This is a genomic window from Nocardioides sp. WJ219 (assembly GCF_058559815.1).
Genome location: NZ_JBZUJV010000003.1, coordinates 259,889 through 274,190 on the forward strand (window position 1 = coordinate 259,889; position 14,302 = coordinate 274,190).

Sequence of the window (14,302 nt, forward strand, 5' to 3'; positions counted from 1 at the left end):
CCGACCGTTCCAACACGGTTCGACACACCCCCGGCAGGTTGCCCGAGCGGCCAAAGGGAGCTGACTGTAAATCAGCCGGCACAGCCTACGCTGGTTCGAATCCAGCACCTGCCACATCGAGGGCCCGACGCATCGCGTGCGGGCCCTCGCTGCTTTTTCTCAGCCGTCGGCCAATCCGGACGGCTCCCGGCCTCGGATAGGGACTGAGCGGTCCGGGACGGGCCGCCCCGACCGAAGGGCCACCTCATGCTCCGTATCCCTCAGCGCCTGGCCGGCAAGCGGCCGAGCGGCGCGATGCTCATGTCCACCGCTGCGCTCGTCGTCGCCCTCGGCGGCACGTCGTACGCCGCGGCCACCATCGGCAGCAACCAGATCCGCGACAACTCGATCCGCAGCATCGACATCAAGGACGGCGGCATCTACCCGCGCGACCTCGCCCCCGGCACGGTGCGCCAGGGCAAGCAGGGCCCGGCCGGTGCCGACGGTCAGGACGGCGAGACCGGCCCGCAGGGCCCGGCCGGTGTCGGGCGCTGGGTGCTCGTCGACGCCACCGGGCAGATCGAGGCGCAGTCGGGTGGCTTCACCGTCGCCTCGCGCTACGACGCCGACCTCACCACGCCCCTGGGTGCGGTGGGCAACGTCTACATCGACGCCAACGAGGACCTCACCGACAACGGCATCGTGACCACCATCGCGCTGCAGAACCAGCTCGACCAGAACACCGACGGCATCATGAACGGTCGGTCGCTCAACCCCGACGCCAACCCCGAGTTCTCGGGCGAGATCACCGCGACCCGGTGCGCGATCGCCACGGTCGTCTCCTGCGCGCCCGCCGGGACCAACAACTCCGAGCACTTCGTGGTCAGCCCGCGCCTCAGCGACGGTCAGGTCACCACCTCGACCACCCGCAAGCGCTTCTACGTCGTCGTCACCGGCGACTCCAGCGACTACGTCGCCCCCGTCGCCCCGTGACCCAGTGACCGGCTGACCCACGGCTCCGGACGGCCGCCCGCGGAATGCGGGCGGCCGTTCGCGCGTTCTGCTCCGACGATGCCCACGCTCTCCGTGCTCGACCTCGTGCCCGTCCGCTCCGACCAGACCACCGGCGACGCCGTCCGCGCCTCGCTCGCCCTGGCGCGCGCCGCCGACGGGCTCGGCTACCAGCGCTACTGGGTGGCCGAGCACCACAACATGCCGGCCGTGGCGGCCACCAACCCGCCCGTGCTGATCGCGATGATCGCCGGGGCGACCGAGCGGATCCGGGTGGGCAGCGGCGGCATGATGCTGCCCAACCACGCCCCGCTGGTGGTCGCCGAGCAGTTCGCGCTGCTCGAGGCCGCCCACCCCGGCCGGATCGACCTCGGCATCGGCCGGGCGCCCGGCACCGACCCCGTCACCAGCTGGGCGCTGCGGCACGGGGCCGGCGGCGTCACCGACGAGGCCGTCAGCCGCTTCCCCGAGTACGTCGACAACCTGGTCGCGATGATGGACACCGGCGGCGTCGGGGTCCAGGTCCAGGGCCGCACCCACGTCCTCAACGCCACCCCGCGCGCCAGCGGGGTGCCGACCGCGTGGCTGCTCGGCAGCAGCGACTACTCCGCCCGCCTCGCCGCCGAGAAGGGCCTGCCCTACGTCTTCGCCCACCACTTCTCCGGCGAGGGCACGGCCGCGGCGCTCCAGCTCTACCGCTCCCAGTTCCGGCCCTCCGACGTGCTCGCCGAGCCGCGCACCTTCCTCACCGTCAACGCCTCGGTGGCCGCCACCGACGACGAGGCGCGCCGGCTGGCCCTGCCGCAGCTGCTGATGATGCTCGCGCTGCGCTCGGGACAGCCCCTGGAGGCCCAGGTGCTGGTCGAGGAGGCCGAGAAGCGCGAGCTCCGGGTCGACGAGCAGCAGCTGGTCGAGGCCATGGCCGCGAAGTGGGTGATCGGCGACGCCGCGTCCGGCCGGGCCCGGATCGCCGAGCTCGCGGCGACGTACGACGTGGACGAGGTGATGGTGCACCCGGTGGCCGGCGCCTACACGGGCACCGAGCCCGCGACCTCCCCCGCGCGCGAGGAGACCCTCCGCCTCCTCGGGTGAGTCGGGGATTCGTCTCTGCCACCAGTCGGACCCTAAACTGGTGTGTCGGCCCAACATGGGTTCTGTTTCGTGCGCCTCGCGGCTGCTCGAGCCACCGCCGGTCCTCCTCGGGGAGCACCTCGCTGTGCGCCCGGGAGAGGTTCACGCAGTACCCCTGAGGTCCACGGCTCCGCCGGAGTCGAGGTTCCCGGGTCGAACGGTAGACACACGACACACGAACGAATGTGAGGACATGCCGAAGAAAGAAGGCGTGATCGAGATGGAGGGCACCGTTGTGGAGGCCCTCCCCAACGCGATGTTCCGGGTCGAGCTCAGCAACGGCCACAAGGTCCTCGCGCACATCAGCGGCAAGATGCGACAGCACTACATCCGGATCCTCCCCGAGGACCGGGTCGTCGTCGAGCTCTCGCCGTACGACCTCACCCGCGGTCGCATCGTCTACCGGTACAAGTAAGCCAGCCGACACCCGAGAAAGGGTCGACATGAAGGTCAACCCGAGCGTCAAGCCGATCTGTGACAAGTGCAAGGTGATCCGTCGCCACGGCCGCGTCATGGTGATCTGCGAGAACCCGCGTCACAAGCAGCGCCAGGGCTGAGTCCCACGCCGCACGGCACCACCACAACTCAACACACCACACCGTGATCGCTAGGTGACCCACTGGTCACCGAATCACCTCCGGAGCAGACGGCCGGAGCTGGGCTCGCCACTCGTGGCGGCACCAGACGCATCGCGGACGAAACCGCTGCAGAAACCGAAAGGCCATCCACATGGCACGCCTCCTCGGCGTCGACCTCCCGCGCGACAAGCGCATCGAGATCGCGCTCACCTACATCTACGGCATCGGCCGTACCCGTTCCCAGCAGCTCCTCGAGCTGACCGGTGTCGACCCCAACATGCGGGTGCACCAGCTGGGTGACGACGAGCTGGTCAGGCTCCGCGACGAGGTCGAGCGCCTGGAGTTCAAGATCGAGGGTGACCTCCGTCGTGAAGTCCAGGCCGACATCCGCCGCAAGATCGAGATCGGCAGCTACCAGGGTCGCCGCCACCGCATGGGCCTCCCGGTCCGCGGCCAGCGCACCAAGACCAACGCGCGCACCCGCAAGGGCCCCAAGCGCACGGTTGCCGGCAAGAAGAAGACCAAGTGACGCGACGCGCTCGCGCGCCTCACCGCCTTCACTTCCAGACCAGCTCACCAAGGAGATAACCGATGCCTCCCAAGGCTCGCGCGGCCGGCGCCAAGAAGGTCCGCCGCAAGGAGAAGAAGAACGTCGCTCAGGGCGAGGCCCACATCAAGAGCACGTTCAACAACACGATCGTCACGATCACCGACCCCACCGGGGCGGTCATCTCGTGGGCCTCTGCCGGCACCGTCGGCTTCAAGGGCTCGCGCAAGTCCACGCCGTACGCCGCGCAGATGGCCGCCGAGGCCGCCGGCCGACGCGCCATGGAGCACGGCATGAAGAAGATCGACGTCTTCGTCAAGGGCCCCGGTTCGGGCCGCGAGACCGCGATCCGGTCGCTGGGTGCCATCGGCCTCGAGGTCGGCACCATCCAGGACGTCACCCCCGCCCCGCACAACGGATGCCGCCCGCCCAAGCGCCGGCGCGTCTGACCCGAGACAGAACAGGAGACTGACCCATGGCCCGTTACACCGGACCCATGACCCGGAAGTCGCGCCGTCTCGGTGTCGACCTCGTCGGTGGCGACGCTGCGTTCGAGAAGCGTCCCTACCCTCCCGGCCAGCACGGCCGCGCGCGGATCAAGGAGAGCGAGTACCGCACCCAGCTGCAGGAGAAGCAGAAGGCCCGCTTCACCTACGGCGTGATGGAGCGCCAGTTCTTCAACTACTACGTGGAGGCCGCTCGCCGTACCGGCAAGACCGGTGAGAACCTCCTCCAGCTGTTGGAGTGCCGCCTCGACAACGTGGTCTACCGCGCCGGCTTCGCCCGGTCGCGCCGCCACGCCCGCCAGCTCGTGGTCCACGGCCACTTCCTGGTCAACGGCCGCAAGGTCGACATCCCGTCGTTCCAGGTGACCCAGTACGACATCATCGACGTGCGGGAGAAGTCGCTGGAGATGACGCCGTTCATCATCGCCCGCGAGACCCAGGGCGAGCGGATCGTCCCGGCCTGGCTGCAGGTGCTGCCCAACCGGATGCGCGCCCTCGTGCACTCGGTGCCGCTCCGCGCGCAGATCGACATGCCGATCCAGGAGCAGCTGATCGTGGAGTACTACTCCAAGAAGTGAACGGTCGGGGGGCTCCGCCCCTCTACTGCCCCCCGCGTGGGTCGCGTCCGGCATGCCGGCCGGCCCGCGCGAGGAGAAGAACCTTCCGTCATCACCAGCAGATCTGGGCCCTCATATAGCGGTCGGCCCGGGAAGGAAAGAACACAGTGCTCATCGCACAGCGCCCCACCCTGTCGGAGGAGTCCGTCGGCGACTTCCGCAGCCGGTTCGTCATCGAGCCCCTCGAGCCCGGCTTCGGCTACACGCTCGGCAACTCCCTGCGCCGCACCCTGCTGTCGTCGATCCCCGGTGCCTCGGTCACGAGCATCAAGGTCGACACCGTCCTCCACGAGTTCTCGACGATCGAGGGCGTCAAGGAAGACGTCACCGAGATCATCCTCAACCTCAAGAACCTCGTCGTCTCCTCCGAGCACGACGAGCCCGTCACCATGTACCTGCGCAAGTCCGGCGCCGGTGACGTCACGGCCGCCGACATCGCGCCCCCCGCCGGTGTCGACGTCCACAACCCCGACCTCAAGATCGCCACGCTGTCCGACAAGGGCAAGCTGGAGATGGAGCTGGTCGTCGAGCGTGGCCGCGGCTACGTCTCCGCGGTCCAGAACAAGGGCAACGACAACGAGATCGGCCGGATGCCCGTCGACTCGATCTACAGCCCCGTGCTGAAGGTGACCTACAAGGTCGAGGCGACCCGTGTCGAGCAGCGCACCGACTTCGACAAGCTCGTCATCGACGTCGAGACCAAGCCGTCCATCCTGCCGCGCGACGCCATCGCCTCGGCCGGCAAGACGCTGGTCGAGCTCTTCGGCCTGGCCCGTGAGCTCAACGTCGAGGCCGAGGGCATCGACATCGGCCCCTCGCCCGTCGACGAGCAGCTCGCCGCCGACCTCGCCCTCCCGGTCGAGGACCTGCAGCTGACGGTCCGGTCCTACAACTGCCTCAAGCGCGAGGGCATCCACACCGTGGGTGAGCTCATCAGCCGCTCGGAGCAGGACCTGCTCGACATCCGCAACTTCGGTGCCAAGTCGATCGACGAGGTCAAGGCCAAGCTGGTCGAGATGGGTCTGTCCCTCAAGGACAGCGCCCCCGGCTTCGACCCCCACGCTGCCCTGGCGGCGTACGGCGACGACGAGGACGACGCGTTCGTCGAGGACGAGCAGTACTGATCTGAATGGCGCGAGCGCGTCGCCTCCTCCCGTGTCGCCGCCGATGACGTTCGGCTGTTGTCGCCGTTCTCGTCGGCGGCGCCACGCGGAGGCGCCGCGCTGCCGCGCTCGCAGTTGTCGTCGGCGACCCGTGCGGTTGCCTGGCGGCAAGACCACGGTGGTTGAGCGGGTTGCGCCAGCAACCGTCTCGGGACCACCACCCGCAGGACACCACGAAACCGGTGGTTGAGGAGGCCGGCCACGGCCGTCTCGAAACCACCGCCCGCACCACCCCACCACCTCTAGCCCGGGTACCTCGTACGGCCCGGGAGGATCGAGAAGCACATGCCTCAGCCGAAGAAGGGTGCCCGCCTCGGCGGTAGCCCGGCGCACCAGCGCCTCATCCTGTCCAACCTCTCCACCCAGCTCTTCGAGCACGGGCGGATCACGACCACCGAGGCCAAGGCGCGCACGCTGCGCCCGCACGCCGAGAAGCTGATCACCAAGGCGGTCAAGGCGTACAAGGGCGAGAACCCGCTGCACCAGCGTCGCGAGGTCCTCAAGACCATTCGCGACAAGGGTGTCGTGCACGTGCTGTTCACCGAGATCGCGCCGACGTTCGTCGAGCGTCCCGGTGGCTACACCCGGATCACCAAGATCGGTCCCCGCAAGGGCGACAACGCCCCGATGGCCGTGATCGAGCTGGTCACCGAGGCCTACGCCCCCAAGGCGTCGACCCCGAAGGCCTCCCGCACGACCGTCGCGCCGGTCGAGGACGAGGCCGTGGAGGTGGAGGAGACCGACGTCGAGGTCGCCGAGACCGAGACCGAGGCCCCCACGTCGCTGACCGAGGAGGCCAGCCCCGAGGAGAGCGTCGTTGCCGACGAGCAGGGCGAGCTGGGCGAGCCCGTCTCCGAGGAGGCCGCGGACGCCGAGGCGTCCGAGGACGAGCCCAAGGCCTGAGCAGGCCCGCACGACCGACAGGCCCCGTCACCGTGAGGTGACGGGGCCTTCGTGCGTCCGGGGGCAACCTTCCTGTCCGGCCGGGGCGTAGAGACAGACATGACCACCGACCTGGCGCGCCCGGCGCCACCGAAGGGCAGGCGACCCATGGCAGGTGTGCCCGCCGACCGGCGCGTCGACTTCGACGAGTTCGTCGCCGCGCGCTCGGCCGCGCTGCTCCGCACGGCGTACCTGTTGACCCGCGACCACCAGCTGGCCGAGGACCTCCTGCAGACCTCGCTCGGCAAGGCCTGGTTCGCCTGGGGCCGGGTGCGCGGCAACCCCGAGGCCTACGTCCGCAAGATCCTCCTCAACACCTACAACAGCTGGTGGCGACGCAGGTGGAACGGCGAGCAGGCCACCGACGACGTCCCCGACACCGGCGTGCCCGACGCCGCCGACGCGGTGGCCGGTGACCACGACCTGTGGGACGCGATGGGCCGGCTCCCCCGCCGGCAGCGCGCGGTCGTCGTCCTGCGCTACTTCGAGGACCTCACCGAGGCGCAGACCGCCGAGCTGCTGCGCTGCAGCGTCGGCACGGTGAAGAGCCAGACCAGCAAGGCCCTGGCCAAGCTCCGGATCGATCCCTCGCTCGAGACCCAGGAGGACCAGTCATGAACGGCATCGACGACCTGCGCAGGACCCTCGCCACCCACGCCGACGACGTCCTCGGCATCGCCGCGGTCGACCGCAGCCAGGGCATCCAGCGCCGGGTCCGGGTGACGCGCCGCCGCCGGGTCGCCGGGGTCGCGGTTGCCGCCGTCGTCGTCGCCGTGACGACGCTGGTCACGGTGGCCCCCGGCGACGGCGGCTCGGGACCCGACGCCGCCGGAGCGACCGTGTTCGGCACCGACGTCCCCGGCGAGCTGCAGTCGCTCGGCTTCACCTACGACTACGTCGGCCACCTCAGCGGGGAGGGACGGGTCGTCGTCGAGCTGGGCGAGTCGGACGAGCCCCGTCTGGTGTCGTGGGGCACGTCGACCGACGACGACCGTGTGGCGGTGACGGTCGGGGCCGGTGACCCCCCGCTGGCCTACGACGGTGACGACTTCGCCGACTGGACCCTCGTCACGCCAGATGAGGCGACGAGGGTCTCGGCCGAGGTCGGCACCGGCAAGGTGGCGCTGGCCGTGTACGCCCTGGGCGACGAGCGCCCGGAGGGGGTCGACGGCCACGGAGCGACCTTCCGGGGCACCCGAGCCGGTGCTCCGCTGCTCGACGCGGTCATCGGCGACCCCGGCCAGGCGGAGGTCGTGATCGAGCCGAGCAGTCCGGAATCGAACGTCGCCTACGCCTACTTCTGCGTCGGGGCGCCGGCGGGCGCCCGGGTGCAGATCAGTCACCCCAGGGGCGGTCTCGCGATCCCGTTCATCTCCGGGACGTGCACCGAGTCCGTCCCGACCGTCGATCCCGCGGCCCTGGCCGAACCCAACCAGGTCTCGCTGGCCGGACTGGGCGCGACCACGACGTTGAGGGTCGTCGCACTCGCCGCGGGTGAGGGCGAACCGCTCGTCGAGAGCGACGACCTGCGGGTCGGGCTCGCGCGCTACGAGATGCCGGCGGAGCGCGACCTCGGTGCCGGCCTCCGAGTGCCGGAGACCGTCGAGCACGACGGCCACGCGTGGCGCCTCGCCGAGACCGCGACGCCGGACCTCGGCCCGGACGGCGCCGTCGCGGCGGTGCCCGACCTCGACGGGCCGCTGCTCGTCGTCGTCGACCGGGTCATGGGCCGGGTCGGCGGCGGCTGGGCCGGGTATGAGTACCTCCAGGCCGACGCGGCACGCATCGACGAGGACGGGGCCGCCGCCGTCCCTGCCGGGGCCGACGAGGTGGCCCTCGTGCGCCAGGGCGGGAGCGCCGTCCCTGACGGCGCCGCCGTCGGGTTCGGCTTCTACGTCCGGGCCGACTGACCTGGATGCTCGTCCAGCGCCTCGAGGAGCCCCGCCGCGGGCACGGTCCGCGGCGGGGCTCCGCGGCGTACCAGGTCGTTGACGGTGCGCCGGGCCAGCTCGTTGGCCGGCGTCGGTACGCCGTGCAGGCGGCCGAGGAGCACGACCTCGCCGTTGAGGTGGTCGGCCTCGACGTCGCCGGTGCCGCGGCGCACGCTCTGCCACGACGACGAGCCGACCCCGTCGCGGTCGACGAGCGGGCGGAGCAGGTCGCCGCGGCGCTCGCGGTCGACGGCCTCGCTGACCACGTCGAGGCCGGCTGCCGCCAGCACGCGCTCGCCCTCGTCGCGGCACCGTCGTACGAGCTCGTCGGCGGCGTCGTCGGGCGTGCAGGCGGCGTCGACGGCGTTGCCGAGGTTCATCAGCAGCTTGCGGTGCTTCCAGGCCATCGCGTCGGGGCGCGGCACGCTCGCGAACCCGGCGGCCTCCAGGTCGGCCGCCACCGCCCGGTCGACGTCGTCCGCGCCGGCGGGGTAGCGGCCGATGTCGAGCAGCCCGGGGCGGCCGGCCGAGTGCAAGGTGACGCTGCCGGGCTCGAGGTGGCTGGCCGGCATCATCACGGTCACCGCGTGGACGTGCTCGACGTGCCGCAGCAGGGCACGTTCGTTGGCGACGCCGTTCTGCAGTGACACGACGGGCACTCCCGCCGGCAGGTGCGGGACGAGGTCGGCCAGCGCGCCGGCCGTGTGCTGCGACTTCACCGCGAGCAGCACGACGGTGTCGTCGGTCCAGTCGAGCTGGTCCGGACCGCCCACGGTCGGCACCCGGAGCACCCGCTCGGGCCCGTCGCCCACCCGCAGCCGCAGGCCGCCGACCCGCAGTGCGGTCAGGTGGTCACCGCGGGCCACGAGGGTGGTCGACAGGCCCGCGGCGTGCAGCAGACCGCCGACACCGCCGCCGATGGCGCCGGCTCCGTGGACGACGTACCTCACGAATCAATGTCTACCAGCGCACGTCCGTAGACTCGGGGCATGACCACCGACGTCGGCATGCCAGCGATCCTGAGCCCCGAGGAGGCCGAGCGCACGGTGCTGCTCGCCGCGCCACGCGGCTACTGCGCCGGCGTCGACCGCGCCGTGATCACGGTCGAGAAGGCGCTCGAGCTCTACGGCGCCCCGGTCTACGTGCGCAAGCAGATCGTGCACAACAAGCACGTCGTGGCCGACCTCGAGTCCCGCGGCGCGATCTTCGTCGAGGAGATCGCCGAGGTCCCGACCGGGGCCACGGTCGTCTTCTCCGCCCACGGCGTCTCGCCCGAGGTGCACCGCCAGTCGGCCGAGCGCGACCTCAAGACCATCGACGCGACGTGCCCGCTGGTCACCAAGGTCCACCACGAGGCCAAGCGCTTCGCCGCCGACGACTACGACATCCTGCTGATCGGCCACGAGGGCCACGAGGAGGTCGAGGGCACCGCAGGCGAGGCCCCCGAGCACATCCAGCTCGTCGAGGGCCCGCAGGACGTGGCCGGCATCGTGGTGCGCGACCCCGCCCGGGTCGCCTGGCTCTCCCAGACGACCCTGTCGGTCGACGAGACCCTGGCCACCGTCGCCGCGATCCGCGAGCGGTTCCCGCTCCTGATCGACCCGCCGAGCGACGACATCTGCTACGCCACGCAGAACCGCCAGCTCGCCGTCAAGGAGATCTCCACCGAGGCCGACCTCGTCATCGTGGTCGGCTCGGCCAACTCCTCCAACTCCGTCCGGCTGGTCGAGGTCGCGCTGGAGGCGGGCGCCAAGGCGTCCTACCGGGTCGACGACGTCAGCGAGATCGACGAGGCCTGGCTCGACGGCGTCAGGACCGTCTCGGTCACCTCGGGCGCCTCGGTGCCGGAGAGCCTGGTCGAGGGCGTCCTCGACTTCCTGGCCGAGCGCGGCTACCCCGACGCCCGCGCGGTGCACTCCGCCGAGGAGTCGCTGATCTTCTCGCTGCCCAAGGAGCTGCGCCGCGACCTCAAGGCCGCGGGTCGGTCCTGACCTGACGGCTGGCCGGCCAGACGACGTAGCGGTAGGCGGCGAAGTTGGCCGCGAACGACAGGCCGATCGAGAGCACCTTGACCAGCGCGATCGGGTCGACGACGTCCTCGAGGAGGTACAGGAACACCGGTTGCAGCGCCCACATCACGGTGCCGGTGGTGGCCAGGAACAGCAGCGCGTGGCGCAGCGTCAGCCGGCCGGCGCGGAAGGTGAAGAGCCCGTTGACCACGAAGCTGAAGGTCATCCCGGCGCTGGTCGAGACGAAGTTGGCGAGCACGAGGCCCAGGTCGTCGTGCAGGAGCACGAACAGGCCGAGGTCGAGCAGGGTGTTGACCACCCCCACCCCGGCGAACCGCACGACGGTGGGGGAGAGCGACGGCCTCAGCGTCGGCCCCGCACGCCGTCGTCGCGGGAACCGCGCGCGGTGAGGGCCAGGGAGTAGAGCGGGCGGTCCTGCGCCTCGACGTACACCCGGCCGAGGTAGGTGCCGATGACGCCCATCATGATCAGCTGCAGGCCGCTGAGCAGGAACATGCCGACGCCGAGGAACGCCCACCCGGGCACGGACTCCTCGGGGAAGAAGATCCGGACGCCGAGGACGTAGACCGCCAGCAGCAGCGAGAACGCCGAGATCGCGAAGCCGAGCCGCGAGATCCAGCGCAGCGGCGCCGTGGAGAACCCGACGATGCCGCTCGCCGCGAACCGGACCATCGTGCGCAGCGGGTAGCCGGACTCCCCGGCGAAGCGGGGGTCGCGGTCGAAGAGCAGGGCCTCCTGGCGGAAGCCGACGTGCGCCACGATGCCGCGCAGGAAGCGGTCCTTCTCGCGGTAGCGGGAGACCTCGGCGACGACCTTGCGGTCCATCAGCCGGAAGTCGCCGACGTTGCGCGGGATCTCGGTCTCGGCCATCCGGTCGAGCAGCCAGTAGAAGCCGAACGCCGTCGCCCGCTTGAACCGGGAGTCCTTCCGGCTGCGGCGCTGGGCGAAGACGACGTCGACGCCGCCCTCCCACATCTCGATCATCTCGATGCTGACCCGGGGCGGGTCCTGGAGGTCGGTGTCCATGATGACCACGGCATCGGCGTCGGTGCAGGCGTCGAGGCCGGCGGTGACCGCGATCTGGTGACCGAAGTTGCGCGACAGGCTGAGCACGGTCACCCGGTCGTCGTCGCCGCGGAGCTTGAGCAGGCGCGCCAGGGAGTCGTCGCGGCTGCCGTCGTCGACGTAGAGGAACTCGAAGTCGAGGTCGGGCCGGGCGGACGTCGCCTCCGCCAGCGCGGCGTGGAACGCCGCGATGTTGTCCTCCTCGTCGAAGACGGGCAGGACGTAGGCCACCGAGCGGCGGGCCGTCTGGCTCTCGTCGTCGTGCGGGTGGGCCACCGTGCTCCTCCTTCTCGGGTCCGCTCGCGCCGTGCCGGCAGCGGACCTCCGGCGACCACTGTGCAACACGGGCGGGTGCCGCGGGAAATCTCGTGGCGCCCGGGCAGGTGGGAGGATGACCCCATGGCGCGGTACGTCGACATCCACCCGGACAACCCCCAGCCGCGGCTGGTGCAGCAGGTCGTCGACGCGCTGCGCGACGACGCGCTGATCGCCTACCCGACCGACTCGGGCTACGCCCTCGGGTCCCGGATCGGCAACCGGGACGGACGCGACCGGATCCTGCGGATCCGTGGCCTCGACGACCGCCACCACTTCACGCTGGTGTGCAAGGACTTCAGCCAGCTCGGGCAGCTGGTGCACGTCGACAACGCAGCGTTCCGGTCGATCCGGTCGGCCACGCCCGGGCCGTACACGTTCATCCTGCCGGCGATGCCGGAGGTGCCGAAGCGGCTGCTGCACCCCAAGAAGCGCACGGTCGGCGTCCGGATCCCCGACCACCGCCTGGTCCAGCTGCTCCTCGACGAGCTCGGGGAGCCGCTGCTGAGCAGCTCGCTGATCCTGCCCGGCGAGACCGAGCCCCGGACGATGGGCTGGGAGATCAAGGAGGAGCTCGACCACGTCGTCGACCTGGTGGTCGAGGCGGGCGACACCTCGGCGGAGCCGACGACGGTGGTGGACTGGTCGAGCGGGTCGCCCGAGGTGCTCAGGCGAGGAGCCGGCGACCCGGATCGCTTCGCGTGAGTCCCGGGCCGTCGATCGGCGGCCCGTCCTCCTCGCGGAGCCTCCCGACCCGGTGGCGGACCGCCAGCACGCCCAGTGCGAGGACGTAGCCGAGCACGAGCGACACGCTGTGGTGGGACAGCCCCGAGACGACGGCCTGCAGCACGCCGTCGTGCGGTTCGGCGATCGCCTCGGCGCGCGACATCGCGAGCAGCAGGAACGTCGAGAGCATCAGCAGCGGCGGCAGGACACCGACGGTGAAGTTGTCGGACGGTCGGACCGTGAGGGCGAGGGTCACGCACAGCGCCACGAAGCCGACGTCGAAGAGGAGCCCGACCTCCTCGGTGAGCAGGAGGTCGACCGCCGCCGCCGTCAGGGCGAGCGCGACCCCGAGCGCGGCCACCTCGCGGCCGGGCTCGTGACCTTCCTCCCAGATGGTGCGGGTGCCGGGCAGGCTCACAGTCCCACGCTACGGGCCGCGGGGGGCTCCCGCGCGTCGCCGCGCCGGGGCGCGGGGCGGTCGTCCCGCTCGACTGCGCGGAGCTCGACCGACCGGGGCGTGCCCAGGTCGCCGGCGCCCGACGGCGTCACCCCGAGCTCGTCGAACCGCCGCGCCTGGACCAGGACGCGCGACTCCAGGGACCCCACTGCGCTGTTGTAGTGGCCCACGGTGGCGTTGAGCGACCGCCCGATCTGGTCGAGGTGGTCGCCGAACGTCGACAGCCGGGCGTGCAGCTCGCGCCCCAGGCGGTGCACCTCGTCGGCCTGCGCGGAGAGGGCCTCGTGCCGCCAGCCGTGGCTGACGGTGCGCAGCAGGGCGATCAGCGTGGTGGGGGAGGCGACGACCACGTCGCGGCCGGAGGCGTGCTCGAGCAACGACGGGTCGGCGTCGAGCGCGGCCGCCAGGAACGACTCGGCCGGCACGAAGAGCACCACGAACTCGGGGGAGGAGGCCAGCGAGCGCCAGTAGGCCTTGCTGCTGAGCAGGTCGACGTGGTGGCGCAGCTGGCGGGCGTGGCGCGCCAGGTGGCCGGCCCGCGCGTCGTCGTCGTCGCTGGCGGTGGCGTCGAGGTAGGCGTCGAGCGGCACCTTGGCGTCGACCACGACCGACCGCCCGCCGGCGAGGTGGACCACCAGGTCGGGGCGGCGGGCACCGTCGTCGAGGCGCACCTGCTCGCTGAAGTCGCAGTGCTCGACCATGCCCGCCAGCTCGACGGCCCGGCGCAGGTGGAGCTCGCCCCACCGCCCGCGCACCTGAGGCCGGCGGAGCGCGGTGGAGAGCGACTGGGTCTCGCGGCGCAGCGACTCGGTGGAGGTGCGCATGTCGAGCACCTGCTGGTGCAGCTGGCTCTGCCACGACACCCGGCCGTGCTCGAGGTCGCGCATCTGGTCGTGCAGCCGCTCGAGGCTCTCGCGCACGACCGCCTGCTGGTCGAGCGCCGTGGCGATCCGGTCGTCGGCCGGAGCCGCGGGCTCCTCGGCCGGCCCGCGCAGCACGCCCGCGGCGTAGCCCACGGCGGCGCCGGCCGCGAGGCCGAGCAGCACCCCGAGGGCCAGGACGAGGACGGTGGCGATCTCCATGCCGCTCACTATGGACGCGACCACCGACAGGTCGGCGGTCCCGCTCCGCCCACGGCGTCCGCGCCCACGGCGGCCGACGCTGGTCGAGGAGGCCGGCCACGGCCGGTCTCGAGACCATCCCCGCACGGTGCCTCCCCTCGCCGGGTCTCGACTCGGGCTCGCTGGCGCTCGCCCGGCTCGACCAGCGTCGTACGACGGCCGACCGCCGACGGTGGTCGAGCG

At 71.5% G+C, this 14,302-nt stretch carries 18 protein-coding genes and 1 tRNA gene; 14 read left to right on the top strand and 5 right to left on the bottom strand.

The window, feature by feature from the left end:
* Positions 1 to 32: 32 nt before the first annotated feature.
* The 12 genes from AC4MBH_RS09105 to AC4MBH_RS09160 all read left to right on the top strand — a co-directional run bounded on the left by AC4MBH_RS09105 (position 33) and on the right by AC4MBH_RS09160 (position 8,384).
* A tRNA-Tyr gene (locus tag AC4MBH_RS09105) sits at positions 33 to 114 on the top strand.
* A 132-nt stretch (positions 115 to 246) separates the two neighbouring features.
* Complete coding sequence (locus AC4MBH_RS09110) at positions 247 to 972, top strand: hypothetical protein (RefSeq protein WP_491794534.1); 726 nt, start codon at positions 247 to 249, stop codon at positions 970 to 972.
* A gap of 78 nt (positions 973 to 1,050) precedes the next feature.
* A complete protein-coding gene (locus tag AC4MBH_RS09115; RefSeq protein WP_491794535.1) occupies positions 1,051 to 2,082 on the top strand; it encodes an LLM class flavin-dependent oxidoreductase in 1,032 nt (343 codons plus the stop codon).
* A gap of 232 nt (positions 2,083 to 2,314) precedes the next feature.
* Positions 2,315 to 2,536: a translation initiation factor IF-1 gene (gene infA, locus AC4MBH_RS09120; protein ID WP_232679687.1), complete on the top strand. Its 222-nt coding sequence runs from the start codon at positions 2,315 to 2,317 to the stop codon at positions 2,534 to 2,536.
* A 28-nt stretch (positions 2,537 to 2,564) separates the two neighbouring features.
* Positions 2,565 to 2,678: a 50S ribosomal protein L36 gene (rpmJ, locus tag AC4MBH_RS09125; protein ID WP_004008316.1), complete on the top strand. Its 114-nt coding sequence runs from the start codon at positions 2,565 to 2,567 to the stop codon at positions 2,676 to 2,678.
* A 172-nt stretch (positions 2,679 to 2,850) separates the two neighbouring features.
* Positions 2,851 to 3,228: a 30S ribosomal protein S13 gene (gene rpsM / locus AC4MBH_RS09130; protein WP_491794536.1), complete on the top strand. Its 378-nt coding sequence runs from the start codon at positions 2,851 to 2,853 to the stop codon at positions 3,226 to 3,228.
* Positions 3,229 to 3,290: 62 nt separating this feature from the next.
* Positions 3,291 to 3,695 (top strand): 30S ribosomal protein S11, encoded by a 405-nt coding sequence (gene rpsK, locus AC4MBH_RS09135; protein ID WP_148613673.1) that lies wholly within the window; start codon positions 3,291 to 3,293, stop codon positions 3,693 to 3,695.
* 26 nt (positions 3,696 to 3,721) lie between these two features.
* Entirely contained in the window at positions 3,722 to 4,330 is a 609-nt protein-coding gene (gene rpsD, locus AC4MBH_RS09140) for a 30S ribosomal protein S4 (RefSeq protein WP_491794537.1), read from the top strand.
* A gap of 146 nt (positions 4,331 to 4,476) precedes the next feature.
* Complete coding sequence (locus AC4MBH_RS09145) at positions 4,477 to 5,493, top strand: DNA-directed RNA polymerase subunit alpha (RefSeq protein WP_491794538.1); 1,017 nt, start codon at positions 4,477 to 4,479, stop codon at positions 5,491 to 5,493.
* Between the two features lie 324 nt (positions 5,494 to 5,817).
* Complete coding sequence (gene rplQ, locus AC4MBH_RS09150; RefSeq protein ID WP_491794539.1) at positions 5,818 to 6,435, top strand: 50S ribosomal protein L17; 618 nt, start codon at positions 5,818 to 5,820, stop codon at positions 6,433 to 6,435.
* 147 nt (positions 6,436 to 6,582) lie between these two features.
* Positions 6,583 to 7,092 (top strand): SigE family RNA polymerase sigma factor, encoded by a 510-nt coding sequence (locus tag AC4MBH_RS09155; RefSeq protein ID WP_491794540.1) that lies wholly within the window; start codon positions 6,583 to 6,585, stop codon positions 7,090 to 7,092.
* A complete protein-coding gene (locus tag AC4MBH_RS09160; protein ID WP_491794541.1) occupies positions 7,089 to 8,384 on the top strand; it encodes a hypothetical protein in 1,296 nt (431 codons plus the stop codon). Before AC4MBH_RS09155 ends, AC4MBH_RS09160 begins: the two co-directional genes overlap by 4 nt.
* On the opposite strand, the gene AC4MBH_RS09165 is transcribed toward AC4MBH_RS09160, so the two are convergent.
* Positions 8,366 to 9,355 carry a ketopantoate reductase family protein gene (locus AC4MBH_RS09165; protein ID WP_491794542.1) on the bottom strand — a complete coding sequence of 330 codons (990 nt, stop codon included), beginning with the start codon at positions 9,353 to 9,355 and terminating at the stop codon, positions 8,366 to 8,368. The two genes, AC4MBH_RS09160 and AC4MBH_RS09165, sit on opposite strands and share 19 nt — an antisense overlap.
* Positions 9,356 to 9,394: 39 nt before the next feature.
* On the opposite strand from AC4MBH_RS09165, the gene AC4MBH_RS09170 reads away from it, so the two are divergent.
* On the top strand, positions 9,395 to 10,396 hold the full coding sequence (locus tag AC4MBH_RS09170; protein WP_491794543.1) for a 4-hydroxy-3-methylbut-2-enyl diphosphate reductase: 1,002 nt from the start codon (positions 9,395 to 9,397) through the stop codon (positions 10,394 to 10,396).
* On the opposite strand, the gene AC4MBH_RS09175 is transcribed toward AC4MBH_RS09170, so the two are convergent.
* Together AC4MBH_RS09175 and AC4MBH_RS09180 are read right to left on the bottom strand one after the other, a co-directional pair.
* Positions 10,374 to 10,754: a GtrA family protein gene (locus AC4MBH_RS09175; RefSeq protein WP_491794544.1), complete on the bottom strand. Its 381-nt coding sequence runs from the start codon at positions 10,752 to 10,754 to the stop codon at positions 10,374 to 10,376. The genes AC4MBH_RS09170 and AC4MBH_RS09175 overlap by 23 nt on opposite strands.
* Positions 10,755 to 10,777: 23 nt before the next feature.
* A complete protein-coding gene (locus AC4MBH_RS09180; protein WP_491794545.1) occupies positions 10,778 to 11,776 on the bottom strand; it encodes a glycosyltransferase family 2 protein in 999 nt (332 codons plus the stop codon).
* 123 nt (positions 11,777 to 11,899) lie between these two features.
* Between AC4MBH_RS09180 and AC4MBH_RS09185 the strand changes: the two genes are divergently transcribed.
* The gene (locus AC4MBH_RS09185) at positions 11,900 to 12,520 is read left to right on the top strand and encodes an L-threonylcarbamoyladenylate synthase (RefSeq protein WP_491794546.1); all 621 of its coding nucleotides are present in this window, start codon (positions 11,900 to 11,902) and stop codon (positions 12,518 to 12,520) included.
* On the opposite strand, the gene AC4MBH_RS09190 is transcribed toward AC4MBH_RS09185, so the two are convergent.
* Both AC4MBH_RS09190 and AC4MBH_RS09195 read right to left on the bottom strand, forming a co-directional pair.
* Positions 12,483 to 12,959, bottom strand: coding sequence for a DUF6542 domain-containing protein (locus AC4MBH_RS09190; RefSeq protein ID WP_491794547.1), 477 nt, complete (start codon positions 12,957 to 12,959; stop codon positions 12,483 to 12,485). The genes AC4MBH_RS09185 and AC4MBH_RS09190 overlap by 38 nt on opposite strands.
* Positions 12,956 to 14,080 (bottom strand): DNA recombination protein RmuC, encoded by a 1,125-nt coding sequence (locus tag AC4MBH_RS09195; RefSeq protein ID WP_491794548.1) that lies wholly within the window; start codon positions 14,078 to 14,080, stop codon positions 12,956 to 12,958. Before AC4MBH_RS09195 ends, AC4MBH_RS09190 begins: the two co-directional genes overlap by 4 nt.
* Positions 14,081 to 14,302: the final 222 nt, after the last annotated feature.

Excerpts from the sequence above, each read along its gene's own strand:
- AC4MBH_RS09110 (WP_491794534.1), top strand. The coding sequence starts at position 247 with ATGCTCCGTATCCCTCAGCGCCTGGCCGGCAAGCGGCCGAGCGGCGCG.
- AC4MBH_RS09115 (WP_491794535.1), top strand. The coding sequence starts at position 1,051 with ATGCCCACGCTCTCCGTGCTCGACCTCGTGCCCGTCCGCTCCGACCAG.
- infA (WP_232679687.1), top strand. The coding sequence starts at position 2,315 with ATGCCGAAGAAAGAAGGCGTGATCGAGATGGAGGGCACCGTTGTGGAG.
- rpmJ (WP_004008316.1), top strand. The coding sequence starts at position 2,565 with ATGAAGGTCAACCCGAGCGTCAAGCCGATCTGTGACAAGTGCAAGGTG.
- rpsM (WP_491794536.1), top strand. The coding sequence starts at position 2,851 with ATGGCACGCCTCCTCGGCGTCGACCTCCCGCGCGACAAGCGCATCGAG.
- rpsK (WP_148613673.1), top strand. The coding sequence starts at position 3,291 with ATGCCTCCCAAGGCTCGCGCGGCCGGCGCCAAGAAGGTCCGCCGCAAG.
- rpsD (WP_491794537.1), top strand. The coding sequence starts at position 3,722 with ATGGCCCGTTACACCGGACCCATGACCCGGAAGTCGCGCCGTCTCGGT.
- rplQ (WP_491794539.1), top strand. The coding sequence starts at position 5,818 with ATGCCTCAGCCGAAGAAGGGTGCCCGCCTCGGCGGTAGCCCGGCGCAC.
- AC4MBH_RS09155 (WP_491794540.1), top strand. The coding sequence starts at position 6,583 with ATGGCAGGTGTGCCCGCCGACCGGCGCGTCGACTTCGACGAGTTCGTC.
- AC4MBH_RS09160 (WP_491794541.1), top strand. The coding sequence starts at position 7,089 with ATGAACGGCATCGACGACCTGCGCAGGACCCTCGCCACCCACGCCGAC.
- AC4MBH_RS09170 (WP_491794543.1), top strand. The coding sequence starts at position 9,395 with ATGACCACCGACGTCGGCATGCCAGCGATCCTGAGCCCCGAGGAGGCC.
- AC4MBH_RS09185 (WP_491794546.1), top strand. The coding sequence starts at position 11,900 with ATGGCGCGGTACGTCGACATCCACCCGGACAACCCCCAGCCGCGGCTG.
- AC4MBH_RS09195 (WP_491794548.1), bottom strand. The coding sequence starts at position 14,080 with ATGGAGATCGCCACCGTCCTCGTCCTGGCCCTCGGGGTGCTGCTCGGC.